This is a genomic window from Microbacterium sp. MMO-113 (assembly GCF_037148555.1).
Taxonomy (GTDB): domain Bacteria; phylum Actinomycetota; class Actinomycetes; order Actinomycetales; family Microbacteriaceae; genus Microbacterium.
Genome location: NZ_JBBCTD010000002.1, coordinates 426,041 through 448,392, shown reverse-complemented (window position 1 = coordinate 448,392; position 22,352 = coordinate 426,041). Strand labels below are relative to the sequence as shown.

The following is a 22,352-nucleotide window of genomic DNA, read 5'->3' as shown; positions in this document are numbered from 1 at the left end:
GCTTATGCCCAGAGGGACTCGTTCTTCCGTCGCGTGTCCTGGAAGATCTCTTGCGCTTTCACACTCGTGTTCCGGTGCTCGGCCAGAAGCTCATTGAGCGCCACCAGCTTGGCGCTCCACTCGCGCTGCGCTCGGTCGTAGGCGTCGGAAGCCTCACCCGTCCACTTGTCGCGCAGCGTCGAGACCTCCTGATCGAGAGCATCGAGAAGATTCGCGTACTGCCGGACGGCGTCGCGCAACCGGTCGATCAACTCATCCATCCCGGCCTGAGTGACCATGATCCGCTCTGACATGCAAGCTCCCCCCGAAGGCTCACGGCAATATCTGGGAGCGTAGAGCAGTTCGCGACGATAATCCACAAGAGAGCCGCTTCAGACAGGACCTCTCGGTCATGGCACCGTGACTTCCGCCGCCGAGAAGCCATCAGCTGGGGCGAAGCCCCCGGAACGGCAACAGATAGGATCTGGCCTGTCAACTAGAGTGAGTCCGGGCCGGACCCCCGCAACGCCTGCGGCGGGAGAGCATCGCACACGTGGGGGGACACCACCGATATGAGCCAGAGCGGCACCGTGGCAGGAACCGTGCTGCGGATCTCCGTGGTCAGCGACGACCGCAGGCTCGACGTGGGGGTGCCATCGCAGGTCCCCCTGGTCGAGATCATCCCCGGCTTCGCCCGCAGTCTCGGCGTGCTCGACCCGACCCTCACGCACGGCGGATACGCGCTGCAGCGGGCGGACGGCACGCCCCTCGACCCCGCTCGCGGCGCTGCGGCCCAGGGCGTGCACGACGGCGAGCTGCTGACCCTGGTACGCGGCGGGCTCATGCGCGAGCCGCGCATCTACGACGACGTCGTGGAAGCCGTGATCGACGCGACCGCGGAGCAGCACAACTCCTGGACCCCCGCGGACAGCTCCCGCACCGCTCTCTTCGTCAGCCTCACCTTCCTCGCCCTCTGCGCCGTGCTCCTCGTCGCGACGCCGCCGACGTCTCTGCTCCCGGCGATCATCGCGGGGTCGGGCGCGGTCGTGCTCAGCGTCGCCGCCGCGGTGCTGATGCGGCTGCGGCAGCCCGAGGCCGGTCATGCGCTCGGACTCACCGCCGCGGCGTACGGCGGGCTCGCGGGCTACCTCGCGGTCCCCGCGCAGAGCATCTGGGGCTGGCCGCTCGCGGCTCTCGGGCTCGGACTCGTCGTCGTCGGGGGCCTCAGCCTGGCCGTCACCCAGGACAAGCCCGAGATCCACCTCGTGCCCATCGCCCTCGGCGCCTCGATCGGGATCACGGCCACGGCGGCCGCGGTCTTCGGCGACCCGCTCGCCTCGTACGCGCTGATGCTCGCGACCACGGCGCTGCTCGCGAACGGCATCCCCTGGCTGGCTCTGAGCTCGACCCGCATCCGGGTGATCTCGCCGCAGAGCGACGCGGACATGTTCTCCGCGCCGCAGCCCATCGACGCCGAGGAGGTGAAGCGTCGCGCCGCCGCCGGCACCCGCACGCTCATCGCGCTCCGTGCCGCGCTCGGCCTCGCCGCCCTCATCGCGACCCCGCTCGTCGCCGCCAGCGGCGTCACGGGCGCCGTGCTGTGCGTGCTCGCCTTCGTCGGCATGATGTTCCAGTCGCGGCAGATGCACGCCCGCCTCGGGGTGCTCGTGCTGATGGCGATCGGGGCGATCGGCCTCGCCGCGACCGGTGTGACCGTCGCGCTCGCCCTCCCCGACGTGCGCACCTGGATGCTGCTCATCCTCGTGGTCGCCACCGTGGTGCTCATCGGGCTCACGCTGCTCACGCCGAAGGCCCGCCTCCGCCTCACGCGGCTCGGCGACACGGTCGAGGTCGTCGCGCTCGCCCTCCTGCTCCCGCTCGGGGTCATCACGGCGGGGCTCGTCTGACCGATGGCGACCAAGAAGGACCTGATCGAGGCCCAGGGCTTCAGCCGACGACGGCTCCTCTCCGCCTTCACCGGCGGCGCCCCCGGCGGCAAGGAGCTCGAACCGGCCAAGCCGCTGCGCGCCGTCATCGCGGGCATCGCCCTCACCGTCGGCGTGATCCTCGTCGGCGTGTTCTGGGGCATCATGCAGCCGGGACTCCCCGGCGACTGGCAGAACAACCGCCTCATCGTCGCCACCGACACGGGCGCCCGCTACGTCTCGGTCGAGGGGACGCTGTACCCCGTCATCAACACCGCCAGCGCCCGCCTGCTCATTCCCGCCGGCGAGTTCAAGGTCGTGCGCACGGATCAGGCAGCCCTCGACGGCATCCCGGTCGGCGGTTCGATCGGCATCCTCGGCGCCCCTGACGACCTGCCCACCCCGAGCGCCCTCATCAACACCGCATGGACCGCGTGCGTCGACGATTCCACCGGGACCGCTGTCTCGCTGTCGGGCAAGCCCATCGCGGAGCCGTCGACGGGCACCGGCGCCGTGGTGCAGCGCGGCGACGAGCTCTTCGTGATCGCCGACGGCCTCCGCTACGCCGTCCCCGCCGACGACGCCAACGCGGTTCTGCGCGCGGTCGGCCTCGGCACCAGCGACGTCATCGAGGTCGACGGACGCTGGCTCAACCTCTTCGAGAGCGGCGCCGACCTCGAGCCGATCCGTCTGAACGCCGTCGGCGCCGGTGTGCCGGGGACCGACCTGACGGCGGGCACGATCGTGCACGTGCAGGGCAGCCCCGCGGACGAGCGCTACGTGGCCCTCGCGACCGGAGAGCTCGCGCGCCTCAGCCCGTTGGCGTACCAGCTCTACCTGCTCGGCAGCGCGCAGGAGGCCGGCGCGGACGAGGAAGAGGTGTCCCCGGCGGAGGTGGCCGACGTTCCCACCGTGCCGAACGCCGGTGGCGACGATTGGCCCACGCTTCCGCTGACGCCGCTCGCCTCCGGCGAGACCCCGTGCGCGGTCCTGGGTGACGACGCCCGCACCGTCCTCGGGTCCACGAGCACCGAGCTGCCGGAGGACCGCGACCGTGTCGCCGTCACGGTCGGCGGTGGGGCCCTCGTGCAGACGAGCGGCCCGTCGGACGAGGCGGTGGGCATGGCCGTGCTCGTCGACGAGTCCGGTACCGCGTACGCCATCCCGGGCGCCGTGCCGGACGAATCGGCGGAGGACGCCGCCAGCGGACCGCTCGCCCAGCTCGGTTACACCCCCGGCGACGTCGGGCGGGTGCCGAGCGCGTGGATCGACTTCTTCGCCGCCGGGCCGGCGCTGACCACCGAGGCCGCGAGAGAGTCGCCCGGCTCCGGGGACGAGTGATGCGCCGCCGCGCCGCTCTCGCCACCCTCGTGGTGGGTGCTGCCGTGTGCGGGACGCCGGCCGCCGCGGTGGCCGCGCCGACCGCTCCCACGACGATCGTGTCGATGGCGACCGGCGCCTGTGAGCCCGGCACCGTGGTGTTCGCTCCGGAGGTCCCGTCGGCACTCGCGACCCTCGGGGCGGAGGATGCGAACCGTCTCGCCACCGGGAAGGGCGTCGTCGTGGCGGTCGTCGACTCAGGGATCGACGCCGGCAACCCGCACCTCGCCGGCGTCGTCGTCGGCGGTGTGAACCTCGTCGGCGACGGGGAACGCGCTGATGGCCTGAGCGACCTGACCGGGCACGGCACGGCCATCGCCGGGCAGATCGCGGCGCAGCCCGTCTCCGGCTCCGGCGTGGTGGGGCTCGCCCCCGACGCGCGCCTGCTGTCGGTGCGCGCGTTCCGCAGCGATTCGCCGCAGGACGTCGACAAGGGGTGGGGCCCGAGCGCCCAGCGTCTCGCCGAAGGCATCAACTGGGCGGCCGACAACGGAGCCGACATCATCAACGTCTCCTCGTCGCAGGCGACGGACTCCCCGGAACTGCGGGGCGCGGTGGAGCACGCGGCTGCCGTCGGAGCGCTCGTCGTCGCCAGTGGCGGCAACCGGACCTCCGACCCCGAGGCCGAAGACGGAGCCCGGTATCCCGCGGCCTACGAGCAGGCGCTCGGCGTCAGCGCGGCCGATGCGACGGGGCTCGCGACCGACAGCTCGATCCACGGTCCGCAGGTCGGGGTCACGGCCCCCGGCGCGAACGTGCTCACCGCGGCGACGGGCGGCGGCGACTGCCTGTTCGCCTCCGACGCCCCGGCTTCGAGCTTCGCGACCGGTTATGTGAGCGCGGCGGCGGCGCTGGTCGCCCAGGCGCATCCGGACGATCCTCCGGCGGGATGGGCGTATCGGCTGACGGCCACGGCGCTCCGCGCGGACGCCGACAACCGCGACGATGTCAACGGCTGGGGCTTCATCCAGCCGTCCGCCGCCATCCAGCTCCTCCCCGACCCCACCACCCGCGGACCCGTCAGCCCCTTCTTCGACACCGCGGAGAGCGCGGTGCGGCCCCCGGTCGTGAGCGTCGAGCCCGACCACGGGGTGCCGCCGTTGGTCCTCACCCGCGAGGTGGCGTTGATCGCCGCGATCGCCGGCGCGAGCCTGCTCGGAGTCCTCGGCATCCTCATCGTGCTCCGGCGACGCCGGGAGATACCCTCCGACGCGGCGGCCGAGGTGGAACGACAGGGCGGCCTCCTCGACCGCCCGGAGCCCGAGGCGTGAGAGTCGGACCGACTCAGCGGCCGGCGGCTGCCGCCTGTCGCGCCCTGACGACCGCGCCCACGAGCGCGGCACCGGTGACCATGGCACCTCCCGCCAACGGCAGCAGGAGCAGCCCGACGGCCGCGCTCTGCGGGTTCTGAACGACCTGACCGTAGACGAACGCCCCCATGCTGCCCAGCACACCGACGAAGAGCGCCGCCGCGACGAGCCAGAGCAGCGGGGTCATCGCGGTGAGCCTCGTCGACGGCTCCCGGACGAACCGGAAGGCGAAGCCGGCGAAGAGGAACGACACCGCTGCGACGGCCAGAGCCACCAGACCCGCGAAGAGGAATGCCGGATCGGTCCACGCCGCGACGAGCGAGGGAATCGCGACGATCGTCGTCAGAGCACCGAACACGAGGGCGAACACACCGGCGACACGCGGCCTGCGCGACGTGGTGCTCGTCGTCGCCGACCGCTTCGCACCCTGATCCATCCGTCCGTCCCCTCTCCCGGTGTCCCACCCTAGCGAGGACCGCACGGGGCCTGCCTCCTCAGCCGAAGACGACGAAGCCGAGCGCGACGAGACCGACGACCGACACGACGCCCGCCCCGACGGTCGCGGCGAGGGTGACGACGCTCCACCGCTGCGCCTGCTTGGCGACGGACGGCAGCCCGGGCTCCACCACCCGTGTGGGCGCGGCCGCCCCGACGACGACCGGCGGAGCGACGGGAGTGCGCGGAGCCGGACGCGGCTTGTAGATCGCGGGAGCCGGTGCGCCGTCCGGGGCGGCGAAGGAGTCGACGCGGAGCCGCGGTCCGGTGGCCTGGGGTGCGGTGCCGTCTGCGGCAGCATCCTTCTTCCGCCGCAGGCGTCGAGCCGGACGCGCGACCGCCACGGTGGCGTCCTCGGGGGCGTCGGCCGCCGGAGGGGCGGAGCGATCGACGACCACCGTGGCGTCGACTATGGCCTCCTCCGCGTCGTCGGACGCGACCTCCGCGACCGGAGGCGCCGCATCGGACGCCGCTCCCGCACGCCGGCGGTCCCGCCGCGTCAGGATGACGGTCTCCTCGACCTCGTCGTCGCTCATCGCGCGCGTACCGGGACCGTCGTGCCCTCGAGCATCGAATCGGTGACGGCGGACACGGCGGCCCGTCCACCCGTCGCGTCGTCGGGACGCGTGCGTGCGCCGCCGGAGACGACGTCGATCACCAGGACGGACACGTTGTCTCGTCCTCCGCCCTGCAGCGCGCGGCGGACGAGGGCCGCCGCCGCGGTCTCCGGGCGGCCGTTCATGGTCAGCGTCGCGCGGATGGCCTCATCGCTCACCTCGCCGGTCAGCCCGTCGGAGCACAGCAGGAGCCGCTCGCCGTCGACGACGGGGAGCAGCCAGCTGTCCGCCGTGCTGTCCGGGGCCCCGACCGCGCGCGTGATGACGTTGCGGCGCGAGAACGAGGCCAGGTCTTCAGGGCGGAGCTCACCGGCATCGACGAGCTCCTGTCCCAGGGAGTGGTCGATCGTGAGCTGCACCAGCTCGGTGCCGTGGTGCCGATATACCCGGGAGTCCCCGACGTTGAAGACGAGCCAGTGCGGCGCCCCCTCGTGCTCCACGAGCGCGACACCCGTCACGGTGCTGCCCGCCCCGCGGGTGTGCGCGGCGGCGATGTCCTCGACCACGGCCGCGGCCCGGCTCAGGGCGTCGCTGATGTCGCCGACATCGACCGGCAGTCCGCGCAGCGGCTCGAAGGCGGCGACGACAGCCGCGCTGGCGCGGTCACCGGCGTCGTGCCCACCCATGCCGTCGGCGACGAGGAACACCGGGCGCGCGTCGAGGACCGCGTCCTCGTTGGCCGTCCGCGTGAGCCCGGTGTCGGTCAGCGCCGCGACCCGGAGGACGACGGAGTCCACGGTCACGAATCGCGCTCCGCGACGACGTGCATGCCCACTTCCCCCAGGATGAACCGGCCGGTGCCGACCACGCTCTCCCCGGAGTCCAGGAGCGTCTCCGAGCCGTCATCCCCGACCACCACGACACCGTTGGTGGCGTGCAGGTCGGTCAGACGCCACTCGTCCTCCTGGACCACCAGACGGGCGTGGGTCTTCGACAGCGTACGGGTGGTGTCCGGGATGGCCAGCCGCTGCTCGCCCGGCTCCCCGGTGGGGTTCCGGCCGATCACGACACTCGCGCCGGACAGCGAGAACCGGCGGCCGTCGTCCAGCACGAGGACCCGCCGCACGCCGCGCTTGCGGGCGACGACCACCGTGGCGTCGAGGTCGTCGTCGGTCGGGCGCGGCGTCACCACGGTCTTGTCGACATCGGCGACCAGGCCTTCGGGCACGGCGGGGGCAGGTACCGGCGCGCTCTGCCCCGACGCGGGGACATCCGTCGCGGACGGGACAGGGCGGATCATGGGCATCGGCGGGGCCTCGGGCTGACCGCCGTCACGGAACGAGGGCGGCACGGGTCGGACGACACGATTCGCCTCCGGAGCCGGCGCGGGGGCAGCGGGCTCCTCGCTCGGTGAAGAGACCACGGAGGGAGCGGGGGCCGGCGCGGGCTGCGGGGCGGCCGGCGGTACGTCGCCCATCGCGGCCATGATGCCGGTCGTCGGGTGCGCGGGAGTCGAGGGCGTCGGCTGCGCGGTCGGGGACGGCGGCGCCGGAGCGGCCGCGGGCGGAGGCACAGGCGCTGCGGGCAGAACCGGGGCAGCAGGTGGAATCGAGACAGCCGGCGGAACGGGAGCAGCCGCCGGAGACGGCGCGGGCGGCGCCGGTGGTGCGAACGACGGAGACGGCGTCGAGGACGACGGAGCCGGCGGCGCGGCAGGCGGAGCGAAGGCCGGTGGAGCGAACGACCTCGGTGCCGCGGGCTCGCCCTGCGGCGCACCCGCGGTCGGCGGGGCACTCGCGGTCGGCGGGGCACTCGCGGCAGGAGCGACCGCGGGCGGCGCGGCGTAGTCCGGGAAGATCAGCGACGGCGCCTCCGGCGATCCGTTGCCCGCGGGGGCGAGGGAGGGGATCGTGTATCCCGACGCGTCGCGCGCGGGAGCCGCGGACGGCGGGGTGCTGCGCCGCGGACCCGGTTGGAGGGCCGCGAGACGATCCCCCTCGGGATAGGGCGCCGGACCCCATGCGAGCACGGTCGCCCACACCGGCGGCAGGAGGATGGCGAGCACGGTCATGCCGGCGCCCCGCCCGAAGCGCCGGTTGATGCGATGGGTGGCGACGACCTTGAGGTAGATGCCGTAGAGCTGCACGAGCGGGATGAAGTAGAACACCACCGACCAGGCGGGCACGCCCCCTCGCGCGAGGATCTCGGCCTCGTTGAGAACGGGCACCCAGCCCTTCCAGCCCTCCCCGTCGATGCGGGGGAACAGGCGCGACAGCGCGAGGGCGTACCAGACGTAGACGGCCAGTCCGACGAGCAGCCCGAGTCCGACGATGATGACGAGCATCGTGGCCAGACCGGAGTCCGCGGGCGCGGTCATGAGTCCCCCTTCTTCCGGTCATCCAGTGAACCGGTCCATCCGAGCGTACCGAGCGCGGGTCTCGCACCGAAGCCGGGGAGGCGCAGGGAGCGCGTCCTGGCGACGAAAGACGTCGGCCGCACCCGGGTCCGAAGACGCTGCCATCTGGTCCCCGTCTTCGCCAGATCCGCCCGCTCTGCATCCACGATCGCCCAGGCGGCCGTCGCGTCGTCGGAGGTGGGCGGGTGCTCGGCGAAGACAGCGCGGTCGACCAGAGCAGCCAGCCGCTGTGCTGCCTCGCGACCGCTCGTCTGCGCGCGCTGCATCCTCGTGCCCTGCGCGTCCATGGGCACGTCATGGTCGGCGTACACGTCGGCGAGCTCCTCCCAGGCTCCGGCCAGGCGCACCTCGGGGTCCGCGGCCGTGCGCCGTGCATGCGCGCGCCGGCTCTTCGCGCCCACGAGCACGAGGAACGGCAGGACGAGCAGGAGCAGCGCGAGGAGCCCGAGACCCACTCCGCGGAGGATCGGCAGCAGGAAGGCGAGGACCTCCGAGGCGGGCTCCTCCAGCGGGGGCGCATCGTTGTTCGCGTCGCTCTGCGCCTGCGGGGGATCCAGAGCCTCGGACCGCGGCTGCTCCGGAACCGTGGGGTGCTCCGGGAGCTGCTCACCTTCGGTGATGGCGCTCGGCAGCATGGCATACTGCGGCGTCGCGTCGACGGGGATCCACTCGCCCCCCGAGGCGCGCACCTCGACCCAGGCGCTCATGTTCGCGCCGGTGCACACGTCGGTGCACGCCGGGATCCCCGGGACCTCCTCGGCCGCCGCGAGTCGCGCCCCCATCACCACGCGGGATTCCAGGCCCCACTGCTGCGCGAGGAGGGCCGCGGCCACGGAGAACTGCTCGTCGTCGCCGACCGCCGCCACCAGCAGCTCGGGGTCGGCGTCGGGACCCGCCCGACGTTCCTGCTCGGTGAGCTCGGTGAACAGCTCCTCGATGCGGGCGGCGGAGTGACCGGCATAGCTGGGAGCGAACGCGTACCCCTCGGACTCCTGGAGAGCCGCGATCCACCCCGCGGCAGCGGCGTCCTCGAGCAGCGCGTGGCTCAGGTAGCCCCGGGATCGGAGACGGTCCACCACTTCGAGGTAGCCGGCACCGGTGCGCGGCTGCTCCTGCATCTCCGCCCACTCGACCAGCGCGGGGTATCGATCGGCATCGAGGGTCGACCGACCGCCCTGGACAGCGGTCAGCTGGTCCGGTTCACCGGGCGCATCGACCAGCACCGAGTAGCGATCACCGGGCACGAGGCCCTCCCCGCCGCCGGGCGCCTCCGCGATCGTGATGGCGGTGTCACCGTCGTCGTCCACATGGAACCCGTCGGCGAGCGCGTCCGCACGCCCGCCGGAGAACGCAGGTGCCTCCGCGAGACCGGCGGGCGACGGAACCCAGATACCCCGGTAGGCCTCGCCGATCGTGATCTCCAGCGTCACCCGGCCGGAGCCAGGGAGCGCGGAGCGCGGCAGGCGGCTGAAGCGGTCGTCGGGGTCGATGTGGAAGTCCTCGCCGTCGTACGCGTCGAGGGTCACGAGGCGCAGGCGGTCCACGGGGCCGGGGTCGCCCTCCAGCTCGACCACCGGAGTGTCCAGCGTGTCGCCGGAGAACCAGGAGCGGTAGGAGCTGAGCGGACTCGGCTGCTCCTGCACCACGACCTGCGGTTCGATCTCGTCGCGCAGCACCGAGCGGTCGGACCAGCCGGCCGCCGCCGGGGCGATCGCGAAGCCGGCCCCCAGGGCGACGACCGCCAGCGCCCCGGCGAGCAGGTGCCGGCGAGCGGTGAGCCAGACGGGGGTCGCCCGCCGGGAGATGTTGGCCGCGGCCACGGTCCGCAGCGCGGCGGCGCGCTGGAGGCGCGTACGGCCGACGAGCCACACCAGGGACACCACGAAGACCGCCACCCCGACCAGCCATTCCCGCGGTGCGGGAAGCTCGACGCCGGCCACGGAGACCGGGGAGGACGTGCCGCTCACACCGAAGGCGACGCCGAAGACGCTCATGGCCACGACCACGGGGACCGCGGCCACCGCCCACTTGCCTCCGCTCCAGACGAAGAGCGTGGCGAGGAACGCCCCGAACAGCATCACGACGAGGAAGGGGATGAGCACCGCCTGGTACTCCCCCAGCGGCGGGTTCAGCGTGAGCATCTGCTTCCAGCCCAGCACGACCCCGAGCACCGCATCCCGCACGCCGCCGAGGAACGCGGGAACAGAGGTGAGAGCGGACGGGATGGCGAGCGGCACCGCGACCACCAGGTACACCCCTACGGCGGCGAGCGCCCCGAGCAGAGTGTCCCAGCGCAGGACACGCGTGACGACGGCGACGGCCATGCCGAGGAGGCCGCCGATGATCCCCACCGCGAGGGCTCGGGACGACTCGTACACCGGCCAGGCGGCTGCCGTGGCGAGGAGGACGCCGACCAGGACGTACCCCAGCGACCAGAGGGTGAGGGCCGAGGGCGGGGAGCCCCGTCGTGATCCAGCGCGTCCGCGCTTCGGCCCGGCCGCGCTCATCGCAGCGCTCCGCGGGCGAGCATCTGGGGGAGGTCGCCGAGCGCACCGAGGGTCATCACCGCGAGCTCCCTGGCCGTCCGCATCGTCGGCTGCGCGCCGAGCTCGCTGCGCACCGCGACGGCCTCCACGGCTGCCGGGAGCTTCACCGCCGCGTGGCGCAGACGCTCGATCGGCAGGAGGGAGCCGGTGAGCAGGAATCCGATGGAGAGGTCGGGGTACGACTGCGCCGTGAGAGCGGTGACGGCCTCGAGCCTCATCACCCGCGCCGTCTGATCGATCGTGGAGGTCGCGTCGAGGAGCGCCTTGGGAGTCACCGTCGGCAGCGTGCGGATAGACAGCACCTCCGCACGGCCGTGCTCCGGGATCTCGTTGCTCACGGAGAACAGCACGTCCCTGCCGTCCCGTACGCCCTGCAGCGCCAGCGAGGCGGCGGCGCTGACCGTGTTCTCGAACTCGTCGTCGCTCGCATAGGACTCGGGGTCGAGGTCGAGGATGACGGCGATGCGCGCGTGCCGGGACTCCTCGTACTGCCGCACCATGAGGGTGCCCGTCTTCGCCGTCGACTTCCAGTGGATGTGGCGCGGCGAGTCGCCGACGACATATTCCCGCACGGCATGGAAGGAGAGGTCGGCGTCCACCAGGGTGGTGCTCGGCGTGCCCTCCAGATCGCGGATCAGCCCCGCGCTGGTGCTGGGGAGCCGCACGGTCACCGGGTGCACATGGATGCGCTGCACGTCCGGCCAGCGCAGTTCTCGGCGGAGGATCCCGATCGGGTCGCCGCGGGTGATGGTCATGGGGCCGACGTCGATGACGCCGCGGCGATGCGCGGCGATCGTCAGCTCTTCGCGGTGGTGAGCGCCCGGCCGCAGCAGCGGCACGTGCGCCTCGACGAGTCCCTCGCCCACCGGCACGTCCACCACGCCGGGGAGCGAGAGGCGTTCGCCGTTGTTGCGGACGTCGAGCGTCGCACCGATCTCGGCTCCCGCGACGACGCGGTCGCGATCGAGCACGAGATCGATCCGGTAGTCATGGGCGCCGAGGATGAACGGCACGCAGGCCACCAGCAGCACGAGCGCGATCGTGGCGACCGCCCAGGCCTCCACCCAGCCGAACAGCAGCCCGGCGAGCACGCCGAGCACCACGGCCACGGCGACGAGCATGCCCGCCGTGGTGACCGTCTCACGGACCCAGCCGACCGTGGCGCTGGTCGCCCGCCCCACGGCGCGGACCGCCCGACGCGCACCGAAGACGGCGCCGCGCACGGGACCGCGACGCGTGCGGTCGTAGCGCGTGACGGTGGACGTCCGCGTCGACGTGCTCGTGCCGGCGGTCGTCCGCGTCAGGCGGGATTCGGTGCTGAAGGTCACGCAGTGCCGTTCTCGCGCGGCGGTTCGACGTCGAGGAGGATCTGTCCGACCACGGCCACCGCCGTCACCCCGTCGAACTCGGCCTCCGGTTCGAGCACGAGGCGGTGCGCGAGGGCGACGACGGCGAGCTCGCGCACGTCGTCGGGCGTCACGAACGTGCGTCCGTTCTTCGCTGCCCACGTCATCACCAGGCGCGACAGCGCCAGGGCACCGCGCACACTGGCCCCGAGACGGACCTCGGACGCCCGTCGCGTGGCGTCGACGATGCGCATGATGTAGTCCGACACCAGCGGGTTCACGTAGACCCCGCGCGACATCTCCGCCATCGTCAGGATCGTGTCGGTGTCGACGATGCCGTCGAGCACCGTCTTCGGCCGGCCGGCGCCCTGCAGGATGCGCATCGTCGCGGCCTCGTCGGGGTAGCCGATCGAGGTCTTGATCATGAAGCGGTCGAGCTGCGCCTCCGGGAGCCGGTAGGTGCCGCCCTGCTCGATGGGGTTCTGCGTCGCCATCACGAGGAACGGCGAGCCGACGGACCGGGTGACGCCGTCGACCGTGACCGTGCCCTCCTCCATGACCTCCAGCAGCGCGGACTGCGTCTTCGGGCTCGCCCGGTTGATCTCGTCGGCGAGCACGATGTTCGCGAAGACGGGCCCCGCGTGGAACTCGAACGTGCCCTCCTTCTGGTCGTAGACCGTGATGCCGGTCACATCTCCCGGAAGGAGGTCGGGCGTGAACTGGATACGGCTGCTGGTCCCGTTGACCGTCTGGGCGACGGCGCGGGCGAGCGCCGTCTTGCCGGTTCCCGGGTAGTCCTCCAGGAGGACGTGGCCTCCGCTGACGGCGGTGGCGAGCACGAGCTCGACCACGTGGCGCTTGCCGAGGATCGCCTGCTCGATGTTGCCGGTCAGGATCGAGAACGTCTCGGCGAACCAGGAGGCCTGCTCGGGAGCGATGGTGACGGGGGCTGCTGCGGTGGCTGGCATAGGGAAAGAGTATTCGTGTCGGTGTGCTCGGCGGTCAGGGGCACAGGCCCGTGATGCGATGCGTGATCGGGGTCAGGGTGGCGAAGGCTCCGGTCCACGTGATCTTCGCGTCGAAGGTCCCGGGGGTGTCGACCAGGGGCGTCACCTCGAGGATGTACGAGCCGCGTGCCGCGGCGGACACCGTCACGACATCGCCCTCGACGACGGGCATGCAGGGCTGGAACACCGCGTTGACGACGGTCGGCGCAGTCGTCGCGGTGATGTTCACCTCGCCGGAGCAGGAATTGCTCTGGGTGGCATGGCAGGCGCGGGCCCGGACCTGCCCCGGGGACGAGTCCGGGGTGAGCGCGAAGTCGCCGACCCACTGTCCGTACATGTAGTACTGCGGGACGAAGCCGTTCTCGACATCGATGCGCGGTGCCGAGGCCAGGCCGTAGTCGTAGCGGTTCCCGTCGCGCCGGGGGTCCTTCGCGACCGTGTAGGTGGTGTCGCCGCCGGGGCCGTCGACGAACGTGAACGTGAAGACCGTCGTGGTGGACGACTCGGCCACGCCGTAGCCGTTCGACGCGCACGCCTTGACGTAGTACAGCTGATACGGCCGCAGCCCCTGCAGAGAGGGGGACTCGGACCGGATCTCGCCGCCGGAGACCGACAGCGTGCCATCTCCGTTCGCCGTGCAGCTGACGTTGCCCGATCGCCACGCGACATAGGTGACCTGGACGCCCCTGGTGCTGCCGTTCGCCTGTGCCGCGATGCCGGAGACATTCACCGCCGTGTTCGAGACGGCCGACGCCTGCGTCGTCGCCGGGTCGAAGTACACGGAGCCGGCGACGGTCACGGACGTGCGGAACCCGCCGCCTTCGTTCCCGCCGCCCGTCGGCGGCTGGAACTGGCTGATCGGGACGATCGTGAGGGTCTGCGCTCCCGGCGACAGCGCGATGTCTGCGGTGGTGGTCGCCCCCGTGCGGTTGATGACCTCGCCCGTCTCCTCGATCCGGAACGAGACGGCGTCGTCGGCGGCGTCGATCGATAGCCGCACCGCCCCGCGCCCGCGGTCGGAGACTCCCGGTCGATACTCCGGCGTGGCCGTCGCGTTCGCCACGACCGGGGCGGCATAGGCCCAGCTCGTGTGCGGGGAGGTGGCGGCCGATGTGCCGACGGCGTTGACCGCTGCCGCCGTGAAGGTGTGCGGCGCACCGTTGGTCAGCCCGTTCACCGTGCAGCGGTACACGGCACCGGCCGGACTGCAGGAGGCATTGGCCGCTGCCCCGTCCTGGAGGATGGTCACGCCCGACACCGCGGGGTGGGCGCGGCGCGCCTCGCCGAGCGGCACCTCCAGCACGACGGTCGAGCGGGTGAAGCCCACGGTGGTCACGCTCGCGGGCGCCTGCGGGAATCCCTGCAGGTCGAGCGTGAGGGTGCCCGTGCCGGTCCGCCCCTGCGCGTCGGCCACGACGAACGAGACCACGCACTGCCCGCCCGGCGCTTGCCCGCCACCGGGCCAGCTCGCGGTGATCGTCTTGGCACCCGCCGTCGAGAGCGAGGCGACGTCGCAGCGCGATCCCGCCCCGAGCGACATCAGTCGCAGCCCGGATCCCGGCTTGCCGGCGAAGGGATCGTACTCGCCCGCCACATCGACGACGTCGATCGAGCAGCGGGCGCTGGTGACGACGCACTGCTTCGTGAAGGTCGCTCCCCGCGGAGCGTCCGGTGGGGCCGCGCCCACGACCAGACGCACGGAGGCTGAGGGCTGCCCATACTGCGGCACCGTCACGCTGACGTTCTCGGTGTTGCCCGGTCGCGCGTCGGCACGCGCCTCGATCGTCAGCTTCGCCCCGCTCTGCGTGACCACGAACGCCGAACCCGAGTAGACGATCCGGTACTCGAGGGAGCCTGCGTTGCCCTCGCGCCCGCCTTCCCACGCGGCCATGTTGGCGTAGAGGTCGACGCTCTCCGTGGCTCCCGGCGCGATCGTGTGCGAGATCGAGGAGAGCAGCAGCTGCGGTTCGGACGGACGGATGCTGACCGGGACGTCGATGTAGGACCAGCGCTTCTGTCCGTCCAGACGCACCGGGATCAGACAGGTGTCCGACCACGGCGCCTCACGCCCGGCACGGTACTCCGCCGTGCGGGGGCCGTCGGCCGCGCACGAGGCCGCAGCCCGCTGCGCGGTGAACGCTCCGGAGCCGATCTCCACGGCATCCGACGACGGCAGATCGAGGTAGTCCGGCACCGCGAAGCTGACGGCCGCGTCCTCGTCGACGACGACCGGCGTCGCGCCGGGGACGAGCTGGACCTGCATGTCGTCGAACGCCGGGATCCGCAGGAAGCCGTAGGCGGTCACGTCCCGTCCGCCGGCAGCGGTTCCGGTGAGCTGGAAGGGCACCAGTGCGCCCTCCTTCGGCGCGGGGCCGATGATCCGGTTCCCCTTCACCGTGTACCCGGCCTGTTCGCCCCACAGGCTCAGACGGAGCGACGAGACGTCGCCGGACGGCCAGCGCACCCGGTCCGTGACGACGTCGAGGCCACCGTCCACGAGGTCGTCCCGGTCGCGCGCCGTGAGCACCGTGTCCGTCACGACCGGCTGATCGGCGACCGTGCCCTCGGTCACGGTCAGCACGATGAGCCCCTGTGCCGTGCTCCCGGTCCGCGTCGACTTCACGGTGTAGAAGTAGGAGTTCGTCCCCGCCGTCTCCCCGGCGCGCAGCACGACGCGGCCGTCTTCCAGGGAGGTGTCGGAATCGATCAGTGCATTCAGCCGCTCGTACAGCGGGTTCCCCTTGACGGGAGGCGCGTTCGGGACGAGCGCGGTGATCTCCAGCTCGCTCTGCGCCGGGTCGAGGTCGTTCGACCGGGGGTCCAGCACGACCGGGGTGCGGGATCCCGCCTCGACCCGGACGTAGTCGCTGAACGTCACCGGAGCGGCGTCCTCGACATCCGCGTCCAGGACGCCGATGCGGACGGCACCGCTGCCTTCCTCACCCTGCGGGTCGCGCACGGTGTACCGGAACGACACCTGTCCGCCGTCCACGCCCCCGGCCGGGGCCCGGTAGACGATCGCCTCGCCGCTGGCCGAGATGGTCGCGGTGCCCCCGCCCTTCTTCGGCTGGTCGACGCCGGACAGCACCACGCGGTCCCCGTCTCCGTCCATCCCGGTCGTCGGTACCGGAATCGTCACGGTCTGCCCGCTGAGGACGCGACCGGTGAGAGGGATCGGCGTGGGAGCGCGGTTCGTCCCCGGCGGGACGACGGTGACCGTCACGACGCCGTCGTCGGACAGGGAAGGGTTCCGTTCGAGCGAGACCGAGTACGTCAGCCGATAGGTGCCTGGCGTCTTCGGTGCCAGGTAGCGCAGAGCGTTGCGGTCGGCGAAGACGAGTTCGTCCGGTTCGCCCGACCCCGTCACCTCCGGGAGCACGAGGAGCGGCTCCCCGCGGGGGGCGATGTCGTTGGCGGCGACCTCGATGCGCGTGAGCGAGCCCGCCCGCACCGTCACCGCGTCCGGGAAGACGATCGGGCGGGTGACGGTGGACGGCGGGGCGAGGAACACGCTCACCGTGCCCTGGACGGCCCCGCCCGCGCCATCCGCGACCGTGACGGTGGCCTTCCCGATCAGGCCGGGCTCGCCGTCCTCCGTCGTCCCGTTCACCCGCAGGCTCTCGTTCCCGACCACGCGCACGTTGAGCTGGGGCGTCGAGCTCACGGCGTCGGACAGCAGCAGCACCCGTCCGCTGGTGTTCTGCACCGCACGGAGCACATCGACGGTCGTGTCCTCGCCCTCGCGCACGAACGCCGTCAACGGCGCCATCGCGAGCGCAGCGGACCCGTCGACCGCCGTGACGCGGATAACCGCGGACTGCTCGGCCTGGGTCGTGGCGTCCTGCGCGGTGTACGTGACCACGTACTGGCCGGGCTCTGCCGCGGTCAGCTCCACCGTGCCGGCCGCCGCGTTGGGCGTGACCTCGAAGCCCTGCGCGGTCGCGGCGGTCTGGACGGCGTCGACGAGGCGATACGACCCGGAGCCCCCGGACAGATGATCGGAGATGCGGAGGGACTGCCGCTCACCGACGCGCGCGGTCACCGCGACGGCCGATGCCTGGAGGGCGGGGCTGCCGCTGACCTGGACCTCGAGGGTCTTCTCCGCGGTCGCACCGTGCACGTCCTGCACCACCACCGTGACCGGGATCACGGCATCCGCGGCGTTCGGGTCGGTGTGCCGGATGGCGACGCGGCCGTCGTCCGTCGGCGCCACCATCACCGGTGCCGAGGGATCCGTCTCGTAGGCGTCGCTCAGGATGAAGGCATCGCCCTCGGGGTCGACCCAGCCGGAGAGCGCGGAGACGATCGTGCTGCCGCCGGCGAGGATCTGCGGCGTCGGCCACTCCTGCTTGCAGGCGTCGACGCCGCACCAGACCGGGGCGGAGTTGACTCCGGGATCGACGACCGTCAGCGTCACGGTCGCCGGCGGCGAGACGGCCGCACCGTCCGTCACGGCGTACGTGAAGCTCGCTTGACCGGAGCCCGCCTTCACATCGACGACCAGCGACTGCCCGTCCGCCACGAGCGCCAGTTCCCCGAATGCGGGATCGCTCAGCCCGGCCGCGACGGACTCGGGGTCGATCGTGAGGACGTCCTTCTTGTTCGGGTCGTGATCGTTCAGGAGGACCGGCAGGAGGACCTGCTCCCCCGCACGCACGCCGAACGCATCGTCGACGGCCACCGGCGGAAGCTGCTCCGCCACGTCCTCGACGACGATCGTGCCCTCCTGCTGCTCCGTGTCGTCCTCGATCTTCCACTGCTCGAGCGGGATCAGCACGCCGTCCGGCGCCGTCCAGATGAGGCCCGTCCCGGTCTCGACGAGCACCGCGCGGTCGCCGTTCCCCTGGAAGACGGGGTCGATGGCGGCCGCATCCAGCGTCTCGTCCGGGACCTGCAGCGGGGTGGTCTCTCCCGCGCTCCACAGGGTTCCGCCGCCGCTGTCGAGCCACGCCGCGTAGGTGTCCCCGCGGACCGTGACCGGTGCGGCGGGGACGCCGGAGGCCTCCGCCACCCGGTCGGCCTCTCCGGACGCGAGGTCGACGGAGACGAGGCCGTCCGAGTCGGCGACGAGCACGGCGTCGCCCTCGGCGGCTCCGCGCTGCAGGCGTGCGTCCTCGGCGACGTCGAGCGTGACCGCCGCATCGCGTCCGGAGAGCCACAGCTCGCCGGAGGTCGACTGCAGCATCGCCCAGCGCTCCCCGACGACCGCGATCGCCAGGCCCTCCCCGGCTTCCGGCGCATCGGCCACGGGTGACTCATCCCCCAGGAACCGGTGCTCGTCGATGTCGAACCGGCGGACCGCCCCTTCGTCCGCGGAGTAGAGGACGAGCAGGCCGTCCGGCGAGAGCCCGATCGCATCGGCGGTGTAGGTCGGCGGGTCCTCCCCCTCCTCGACCTCGACCTCGGCGAAGGGATCGACGAGGGCCGTCCCCGCCCCCGGTGCCAGGGTGGACACCGAGACCTGTCCGGTGTCGGTGCGGTAGGCCACGTAGACCCCGGCGGAGAGGACGTCGCGGGTCCCGGCGGGCGTGGGCTGCGAGGCGAGCGGCGTCCCCTCCTCCGAGCTGTCGGAGAGCAGATCGGCGGGGCTCGCCGGATCGACGTCCCACCGCTGCCGGTTCCCCTGCGCGAACAGCACGGTGCTGGAGCCGCTCTGCCAGACCGCCTCGGGGTCGTCGACGTCGCGGACCGTGTCGATCTCGGCGAGTTCGGTGTTGACGCGGGCGTACTGCCCGCTGTCGCGCATGACCCAGACCGAGGGCTCGAGACGCGGCACCTCCTGCGACTGATACCCCTGTGCCGTCACCGCGAGCGCCACGACGACCACGAGCGCGATGATCCCGGAGATCAGCGCGATCAGCTTGCCCCTGGGCGGGGTCGCCGTCTCGGCGCCGGTGCGGTTGCGTGCCGCCATCAGAGGATCCCCGTGAGGAACAGGACCGCGGTTCCGAGCCCCGCGATGACGGCGGCGCCGATCACGGCGCCGATGATGCCGACGACGAGGGGGGACCGGCTTCGGCCACGGGTGCTCGCGGGGACGTCGTCCCGCTCACGGGGTGCGGCCTGCGGACGGGCGGCGCGCGCCGCTCTCCGCGAGTCGGGCGCGACCGTCGTGATGACCGGCCCGCGGACGCTCGTGTCGGAGAAGTTCACCGGCGCCGCCGCGGCCCACTCCGCCGACGCCGCCTCGAAGGCCGTCGGCGAGATGCCGAGCTCGTACTGCGCCCAGCGCAGCTTCTCCGCGAACTCCGCCATGCTCGCCGGCCGCTTCGCCGGGTCGCGGTGCATGGCGCTCGCGAAGATGTCGTCGATGATCGGCGGGATGCCGGGGACCGGAACCGCCGTGTACCGCGCCTTGATGATGCGGTCCGTGAGCTGGTCGCGCGAGTTCGAGCCGCGGTCGGCACGCTCGAACGGACTGCGGCCGGCGAGCAGCGTGTAGAGCGTCGCGCCGAGGCTCCACACCTCGCTGGGGATGGATCCGGACACGCGCTCCTGCAGCACCTCGGGGGAGCTCCAGGGCACGGACATCGCGATGGTCTCGCCCTCACCCTCCTCGATGACGGCAGCGGCGATGCCGAAGTCGGCCAGCACGGGCGCGCCGAGCGAGTTGATGAGCACGTTCGACGGCTTGATGTCGCGGTGCAGCAGCCCGGCCCGGTGCACGGTCTCCAGAGCCCCGGCCATGCGCACGCCGATGTCGAGCACCTCCGCGAGCGGGAGCGGAGCCTTCTTGTACCGCGCGCTCATCGTGTCCGGGCAGTACTCCATCGCGAAGTACGGCCGCCCGTCCGCCGAGATGGAGGCCTGGTAGATCGTGACGATCGACGGGTGGGCGCTCAGCCGCGCGGAGATGTCGGCTTCCACGTTGAAGGTCTGCAGGACCTCGGGGTTCACGGCATCCGCGAGCAGGACCTTGACGGCGACGACGCGGCGCGGCATGTCCTGCTCGTAGAGGAACACATCGGCGAATCCACCGGACCCGAGCGGACGCACATAGCTGTACCCCGCCAGCGTCGGCGGTGTCGCTGCCATGCGCGTTGCCACACCTGCTCCTCACGGTCTGATGGGAGACCGCGCGCCTGCAGCCACCCGGCGTCGTGCGCCGGGGGATCCCCCGATGTGCCGAGTATATCGGGCGGGGGACTATGGCCCCGTGTTCTTCTCCGACGCGAGGTCAGGCCTTCCAGCAGCCCTCGATGTGGTCGTCCACCATGCCCGCCGACTGCATGAGGGCGTACATCGTCGTCGGCCCGACGAAGCGGAAACCGCGGCGCCGCAGTTCCTTGCTCAGCGCGGTCGACTCGGCAGTCACGGCGGGGACGTCGGCGAACTCCCGTGGCCGTGCTCCGGTCGCCGGCGGGGCGAACGACCACATCAGCGCGTCCAGCTCCCCGTCGGCCATCGACTCCACGATCCGCGCGTTGCCGATCGTCGCGAGGATCTTGGCGCGGTTGCGGATGATGCCGGTGTCGCTCAGGAGGCGTTCCACGTCTGCGTCGTCGAATGCCGCCACCGCCTCGGGCACGAACCCCGCGAACACCTCGCGGAACCGCGGGCGCTTGCGCAGGATCGTGATCCAGGACAGTCCCGCCTGGAACCCCTCCAGGGCCATCTTCTCGAACAGCGCGCGGTCCCCGTGGAGCGGCGTCCCCCACTCTTCGTCGTGGTACCGCCGGTATTCTGCGTCGTCGCCGACCCACGCGCAGCGCGCACGGGAGTCGGGCCCCAGGAGGAGGGAGGTCATCCCCTCACCGTATCCGCCCCCACCGACGCCCCCGCTCCCGCCCCCGCGTCCCCGTCCCCCATCCCGCGTCCCCTCGTCTTAGGTGCGAGTTCACTTCCGCCCCTCCCCTCGCCTCCCCAGGGCCGTTCTCCATCCCGCCACGACACACACCTCCGACGCAGGATCAAAAGGATCCCCCGAAACGCCCCAGCGGCACCATCCCCGTCCCGCACCCGCGCTTCCGACCCCTTACCCTCTCGCATCGGAGTGCCGTGACCTGGTGCGTCCGGTTTCGCTGCCGCACCTCGTCCTCCGCGGGGCGCCCTGCCGGGAGCGGCGCGGAATCAGAACCGTACCTGCGCGGCCCTCATCCGGAGACTTTTCCGTCCCGGCCCAGGGACTTGACGGTCGCGGGACGGATATCTCTCCCCAGCGAGGCACCGGAGGTGCGCTCTTGATCCCGCGTCGGATCGGACGCGGCGGGGACCGGATGCGGGACGGAAAACGCTCCTCAGGGGAGCACCAGAGGTGCGTTTTTGATCCGGTACCAGAGAGGACGGGGGCGGGGTCAGTCGGCGAAGGTGGCGGCGTCGATGACGAAGCGGTAGCGGACGTCGGACGCGAGGACGCGCTCGTACGCGTCGTTGATGGCCGAGGCGGGGATGACCTCGATCTGCGCGGTGATGCCGTGCTCCGCGCAGAAGTCGAGCATCTCCTGGGTCTCCCGGATGCCGCCGATGTTCGAGCCGGCGATGGAGCGTCGTCCGGCGATCAATGACCCCGCGTTCAGGGCGAGGGCCTCCGCGGGAGCACCGACGCACACGATGGTGCCGTCCACGTCGAGCAGCCCGAGGTACGAGCGGAGGTCGATGACGGCGCTCACGGTGTTGAGGATCACGTCGAAGGAGCCCCGCAGGTCGCGGAAGGTGTCGCGGTCGCCCGTCGCGAAGTAGCGGTCGGCGCCGAGGCGGAGGCCGTCGTCCTGCTTCGCGAGGGTCTGCGACAGCACGGTCACCTCCGCGCCGAGGGCGTGCGCGATCTGCACGCCCATGTGACCGAGGCCGCCGAGTCCGACCACCGCCACGCGCGTGCCGGGGCCGACCTTCCAGTGCCGGAGCGGCGAGTACGTGGTGATGCCCGCGCACAGCAGCGGAGCCGCCGCGTCGAGGGGCAGGGCGTCCGGGATCCGCAGCACGAAGTCCTCGGTGACGACGACCTGCTGCGAGTAGCCGCCCTGGGTGATCGTGCCGTCGCGGTCGACCGCCCCGTAGGTGCCGACGGCGCCCTGCGTGCAGAACTGCTCGTCGCCGCGGAGGCAGTACACGCATTCCCGGCACGAGTTCACCAGGCAGCCGACACCGACGCGGTCGCCGAGGGCATGCTTCGTGACCTCGGACCCCACCGCGGCGACCGTTCCGGTGATCTCGTGTCCCGGGGCCAGCGGGTACTGCTGCGGACCCCAGTCTCCGCGCACGGTGTGGATGTCGGAGTGGCAGATGCCGGCGAAGGCGATGTCGATGAGGATGTCGTGCGGGCCCAGCTCCCGGCGCTCGATGACGGTCTTCTCGAGCGGGGCGGCTTCGGCGGGGGCGGCGTAGGCGGTGACGGTCGACATGATGCTCCTCGGGTCGGTACTCGCCGAGACTATCCGCCCGCGCCGATGAA

Annotated in this window: 15 protein-coding genes; 3 read left to right on the top strand and 12 right to left on the bottom strand. The window is 72.2% G+C overall.

Features of this window, described 5'->3' with window-relative positions; all coding sequences use genetic code 11:
* Positions 1–2: 2 nt before the first annotated feature.
* Positions 3–293 carry a WXG100 family type VII secretion target gene (locus WFJ36_RS08930; protein WP_071327737.1) on the bottom strand — a complete coding sequence of 97 codons (291 nt, stop codon included), beginning with the start codon at positions 291–293 and terminating at the stop codon, positions 3–5.
* 258 nt (positions 294–551) lie between these two features.
* On the opposite strand from WFJ36_RS08930, the gene eccD reads away from it, so the two are divergent.
* Genes eccD through WFJ36_RS08915 form a run of 3 tightly spaced genes read left to right on the top strand, consistent with a single transcriptional unit; the run spans position 552 to position 4,555 of the window.
* Positions 552–1,886 (top strand): type VII secretion integral membrane protein EccD, encoded by a 1,335-nt coding sequence (gene eccD, locus WFJ36_RS08925; RefSeq protein ID WP_060923226.1) that lies wholly within the window; start codon positions 552–554, stop codon positions 1,884–1,886.
* Positions 1,887–1,889: 3 nt separating this feature from the next.
* Positions 1,890–3,245, top strand: coding sequence for a type VII secretion protein EccB (gene eccB / locus WFJ36_RS08920; protein ID WP_336643153.1), 1,356 nt, complete (start codon positions 1,890–1,892; stop codon positions 3,243–3,245).
* Positions 3,245–4,555, top strand: coding sequence for a S8 family serine peptidase (locus WFJ36_RS08915; RefSeq protein ID WP_336643152.1), 1,311 nt, complete (start codon positions 3,245–3,247; stop codon positions 4,553–4,555). Before eccB ends, WFJ36_RS08915 begins: the two co-directional genes overlap by 1 nt.
* A 13-nt stretch (positions 4,556–4,568) precedes the next feature.
* Here the strand turns inward: WFJ36_RS08915 and WFJ36_RS08910 are convergent, their stop codons facing one another.
* The 11 genes from WFJ36_RS08910 to WFJ36_RS08860 form a co-directional block, all read right to left on the bottom strand.
* The gene (locus WFJ36_RS08910) at positions 4,569–5,030 is read right to left on the bottom strand and encodes a hypothetical protein (protein WP_071327740.1); all 462 of its coding nucleotides are present in this window, start codon (positions 5,028–5,030) and stop codon (positions 4,569–4,571) included.
* A 58-nt stretch (positions 5,031–5,088) separates the two neighbouring features.
* Positions 5,089–5,625, bottom strand: coding sequence for a hypothetical protein (locus WFJ36_RS08905; RefSeq protein WP_336643151.1), 537 nt, complete (start codon positions 5,623–5,625; stop codon positions 5,089–5,091).
* Positions 5,622–6,449, bottom strand: a complete 828-nt coding sequence (locus WFJ36_RS08900; protein WP_292787586.1) for a PP2C family protein-serine/threonine phosphatase — start codon at positions 6,447–6,449, stop codon at positions 5,622–5,624. Before WFJ36_RS08900 ends, WFJ36_RS08905 begins: the two co-directional genes overlap by 4 nt.
* Entirely contained in the window at positions 6,446–8,023 is a 1,578-nt protein-coding gene (locus WFJ36_RS08895) for a DUF5684 domain-containing protein (protein ID WP_336643150.1), read from the bottom strand. The genes WFJ36_RS08900 and WFJ36_RS08895 overlap by 4 nt, the downstream gene beginning before the upstream one ends.
* Positions 8,020–10,569, bottom strand: coding sequence for a transglutaminase domain-containing protein (locus WFJ36_RS08890; protein WP_336643149.1), 2,550 nt, complete (start codon positions 10,567–10,569; stop codon positions 8,020–8,022). The genes WFJ36_RS08895 and WFJ36_RS08890 overlap by 4 nt, the downstream gene beginning before the upstream one ends.
* Positions 10,566–11,936, bottom strand: a complete 1,371-nt coding sequence (locus WFJ36_RS08885; RefSeq protein WP_071327745.1) for a DUF58 domain-containing protein — start codon at positions 11,934–11,936, stop codon at positions 10,566–10,568. Before WFJ36_RS08885 ends, WFJ36_RS08890 begins: the two co-directional genes overlap by 4 nt.
* Positions 11,933–12,922, bottom strand: coding sequence for an AAA family ATPase (locus WFJ36_RS08880; RefSeq protein WP_060922371.1), 990 nt, complete (start codon positions 12,920–12,922; stop codon positions 11,933–11,935). Before WFJ36_RS08880 ends, WFJ36_RS08885 begins: the two co-directional genes overlap by 4 nt.
* 34 nt (positions 12,923–12,956) lie before the next feature.
* Entirely contained in the window at positions 12,957–18,875 is a 5,919-nt protein-coding gene (locus WFJ36_RS08875) for an Ig-like domain-containing protein (protein ID WP_336643148.1), read from the bottom strand.
* Entirely contained in the window at positions 18,875–20,008 is a 1,134-nt protein-coding gene (locus tag WFJ36_RS08870; protein ID WP_313391173.1) for a serine/threonine-protein kinase, read from the bottom strand. The genes WFJ36_RS08875 and WFJ36_RS08870 overlap by 1 nt, the downstream gene beginning before the upstream one ends.
* Before the next feature lie 130 nt (positions 20,009–20,138).
* Complete coding sequence (locus WFJ36_RS08865; RefSeq protein ID WP_071327748.1) at positions 20,139–20,708, bottom strand: DNA-3-methyladenine glycosylase I; 570 nt, start codon at positions 20,706–20,708, stop codon at positions 20,139–20,141.
* Positions 20,709–21,255: 547 nt separating this feature from the next.
* On the bottom strand, positions 21,256–22,302 hold the full coding sequence (locus WFJ36_RS08860; protein ID WP_292787816.1) for an NAD(P)-dependent alcohol dehydrogenase: 1,047 nt from the start codon (positions 22,300–22,302) through the stop codon (positions 21,256–21,258).
* Positions 22,303–22,352 lie beyond the last annotated feature (50 nt).

What these genes read in the sequence shown, in the direction of transcription:
- WFJ36_RS08930 (WP_071327737.1), bottom strand. Translation starts at nt 293, where the DNA reads ATGTCAGAGCGGATCATGGTCACTCAGGCCGGGATGGATGAGTTGATC.
- eccD (WP_060923226.1), top strand. Translation starts at nt 552, where the DNA reads ATGAGCCAGAGCGGCACCGTGGCAGGAACCGTGCTGCGGATCTCCGTG.
- eccB (WP_336643153.1), top strand. Translation starts at nt 1,890, where the DNA reads ATGGCGACCAAGAAGGACCTGATCGAGGCCCAGGGCTTCAGCCGACGA.
- WFJ36_RS08915 (WP_336643152.1), top strand. Translation starts at nt 3,245, where the DNA reads ATGCGCCGCCGCGCCGCTCTCGCCACCCTCGTGGTGGGTGCTGCCGTG.
- WFJ36_RS08910 (WP_071327740.1), bottom strand. Translation starts at nt 5,030, where the DNA reads ATGGATCAGGGTGCGAAGCGGTCGGCGACGACGAGCACCACGTCGCGC.
- WFJ36_RS08905 (WP_336643151.1), bottom strand. Translation starts at nt 5,625, where the DNA reads ATGAGCGACGACGAGGTCGAGGAGACCGTCATCCTGACGCGGCGGGAC.
- WFJ36_RS08895 (WP_336643150.1), bottom strand. Translation starts at nt 8,023, where the DNA reads ATGACCGCGCCCGCGGACTCCGGTCTGGCCACGATGCTCGTCATCATC.
- WFJ36_RS08890 (WP_336643149.1), bottom strand. Translation starts at nt 10,569, where the DNA reads ATGAGCGCGGCCGGGCCGAAGCGCGGACGCGCTGGATCACGACGGGGC.
- WFJ36_RS08880 (WP_060922371.1), bottom strand. Translation starts at nt 12,922, where the DNA reads ATGCCAGCCACCGCAGCAGCCCCCGTCACCATCGCTCCCGAGCAGGCC.
- WFJ36_RS08875 (WP_336643148.1), bottom strand. Translation starts at nt 18,875, where the DNA reads ATGGCGGCACGCAACCGCACCGGCGCCGAGACGGCGACCCCGCCCAGG.
- WFJ36_RS08865 (WP_071327748.1), bottom strand. Translation starts at nt 20,708, where the DNA reads ATGACCTCCCTCCTCCTGGGGCCCGACTCCCGTGCGCGCTGCGCGTGG.
- WFJ36_RS08860 (WP_292787816.1), bottom strand. Translation starts at nt 22,302, where the DNA reads ATGTCGACCGTCACCGCCTACGCCGCCCCCGCCGAAGCCGCCCCGCTC.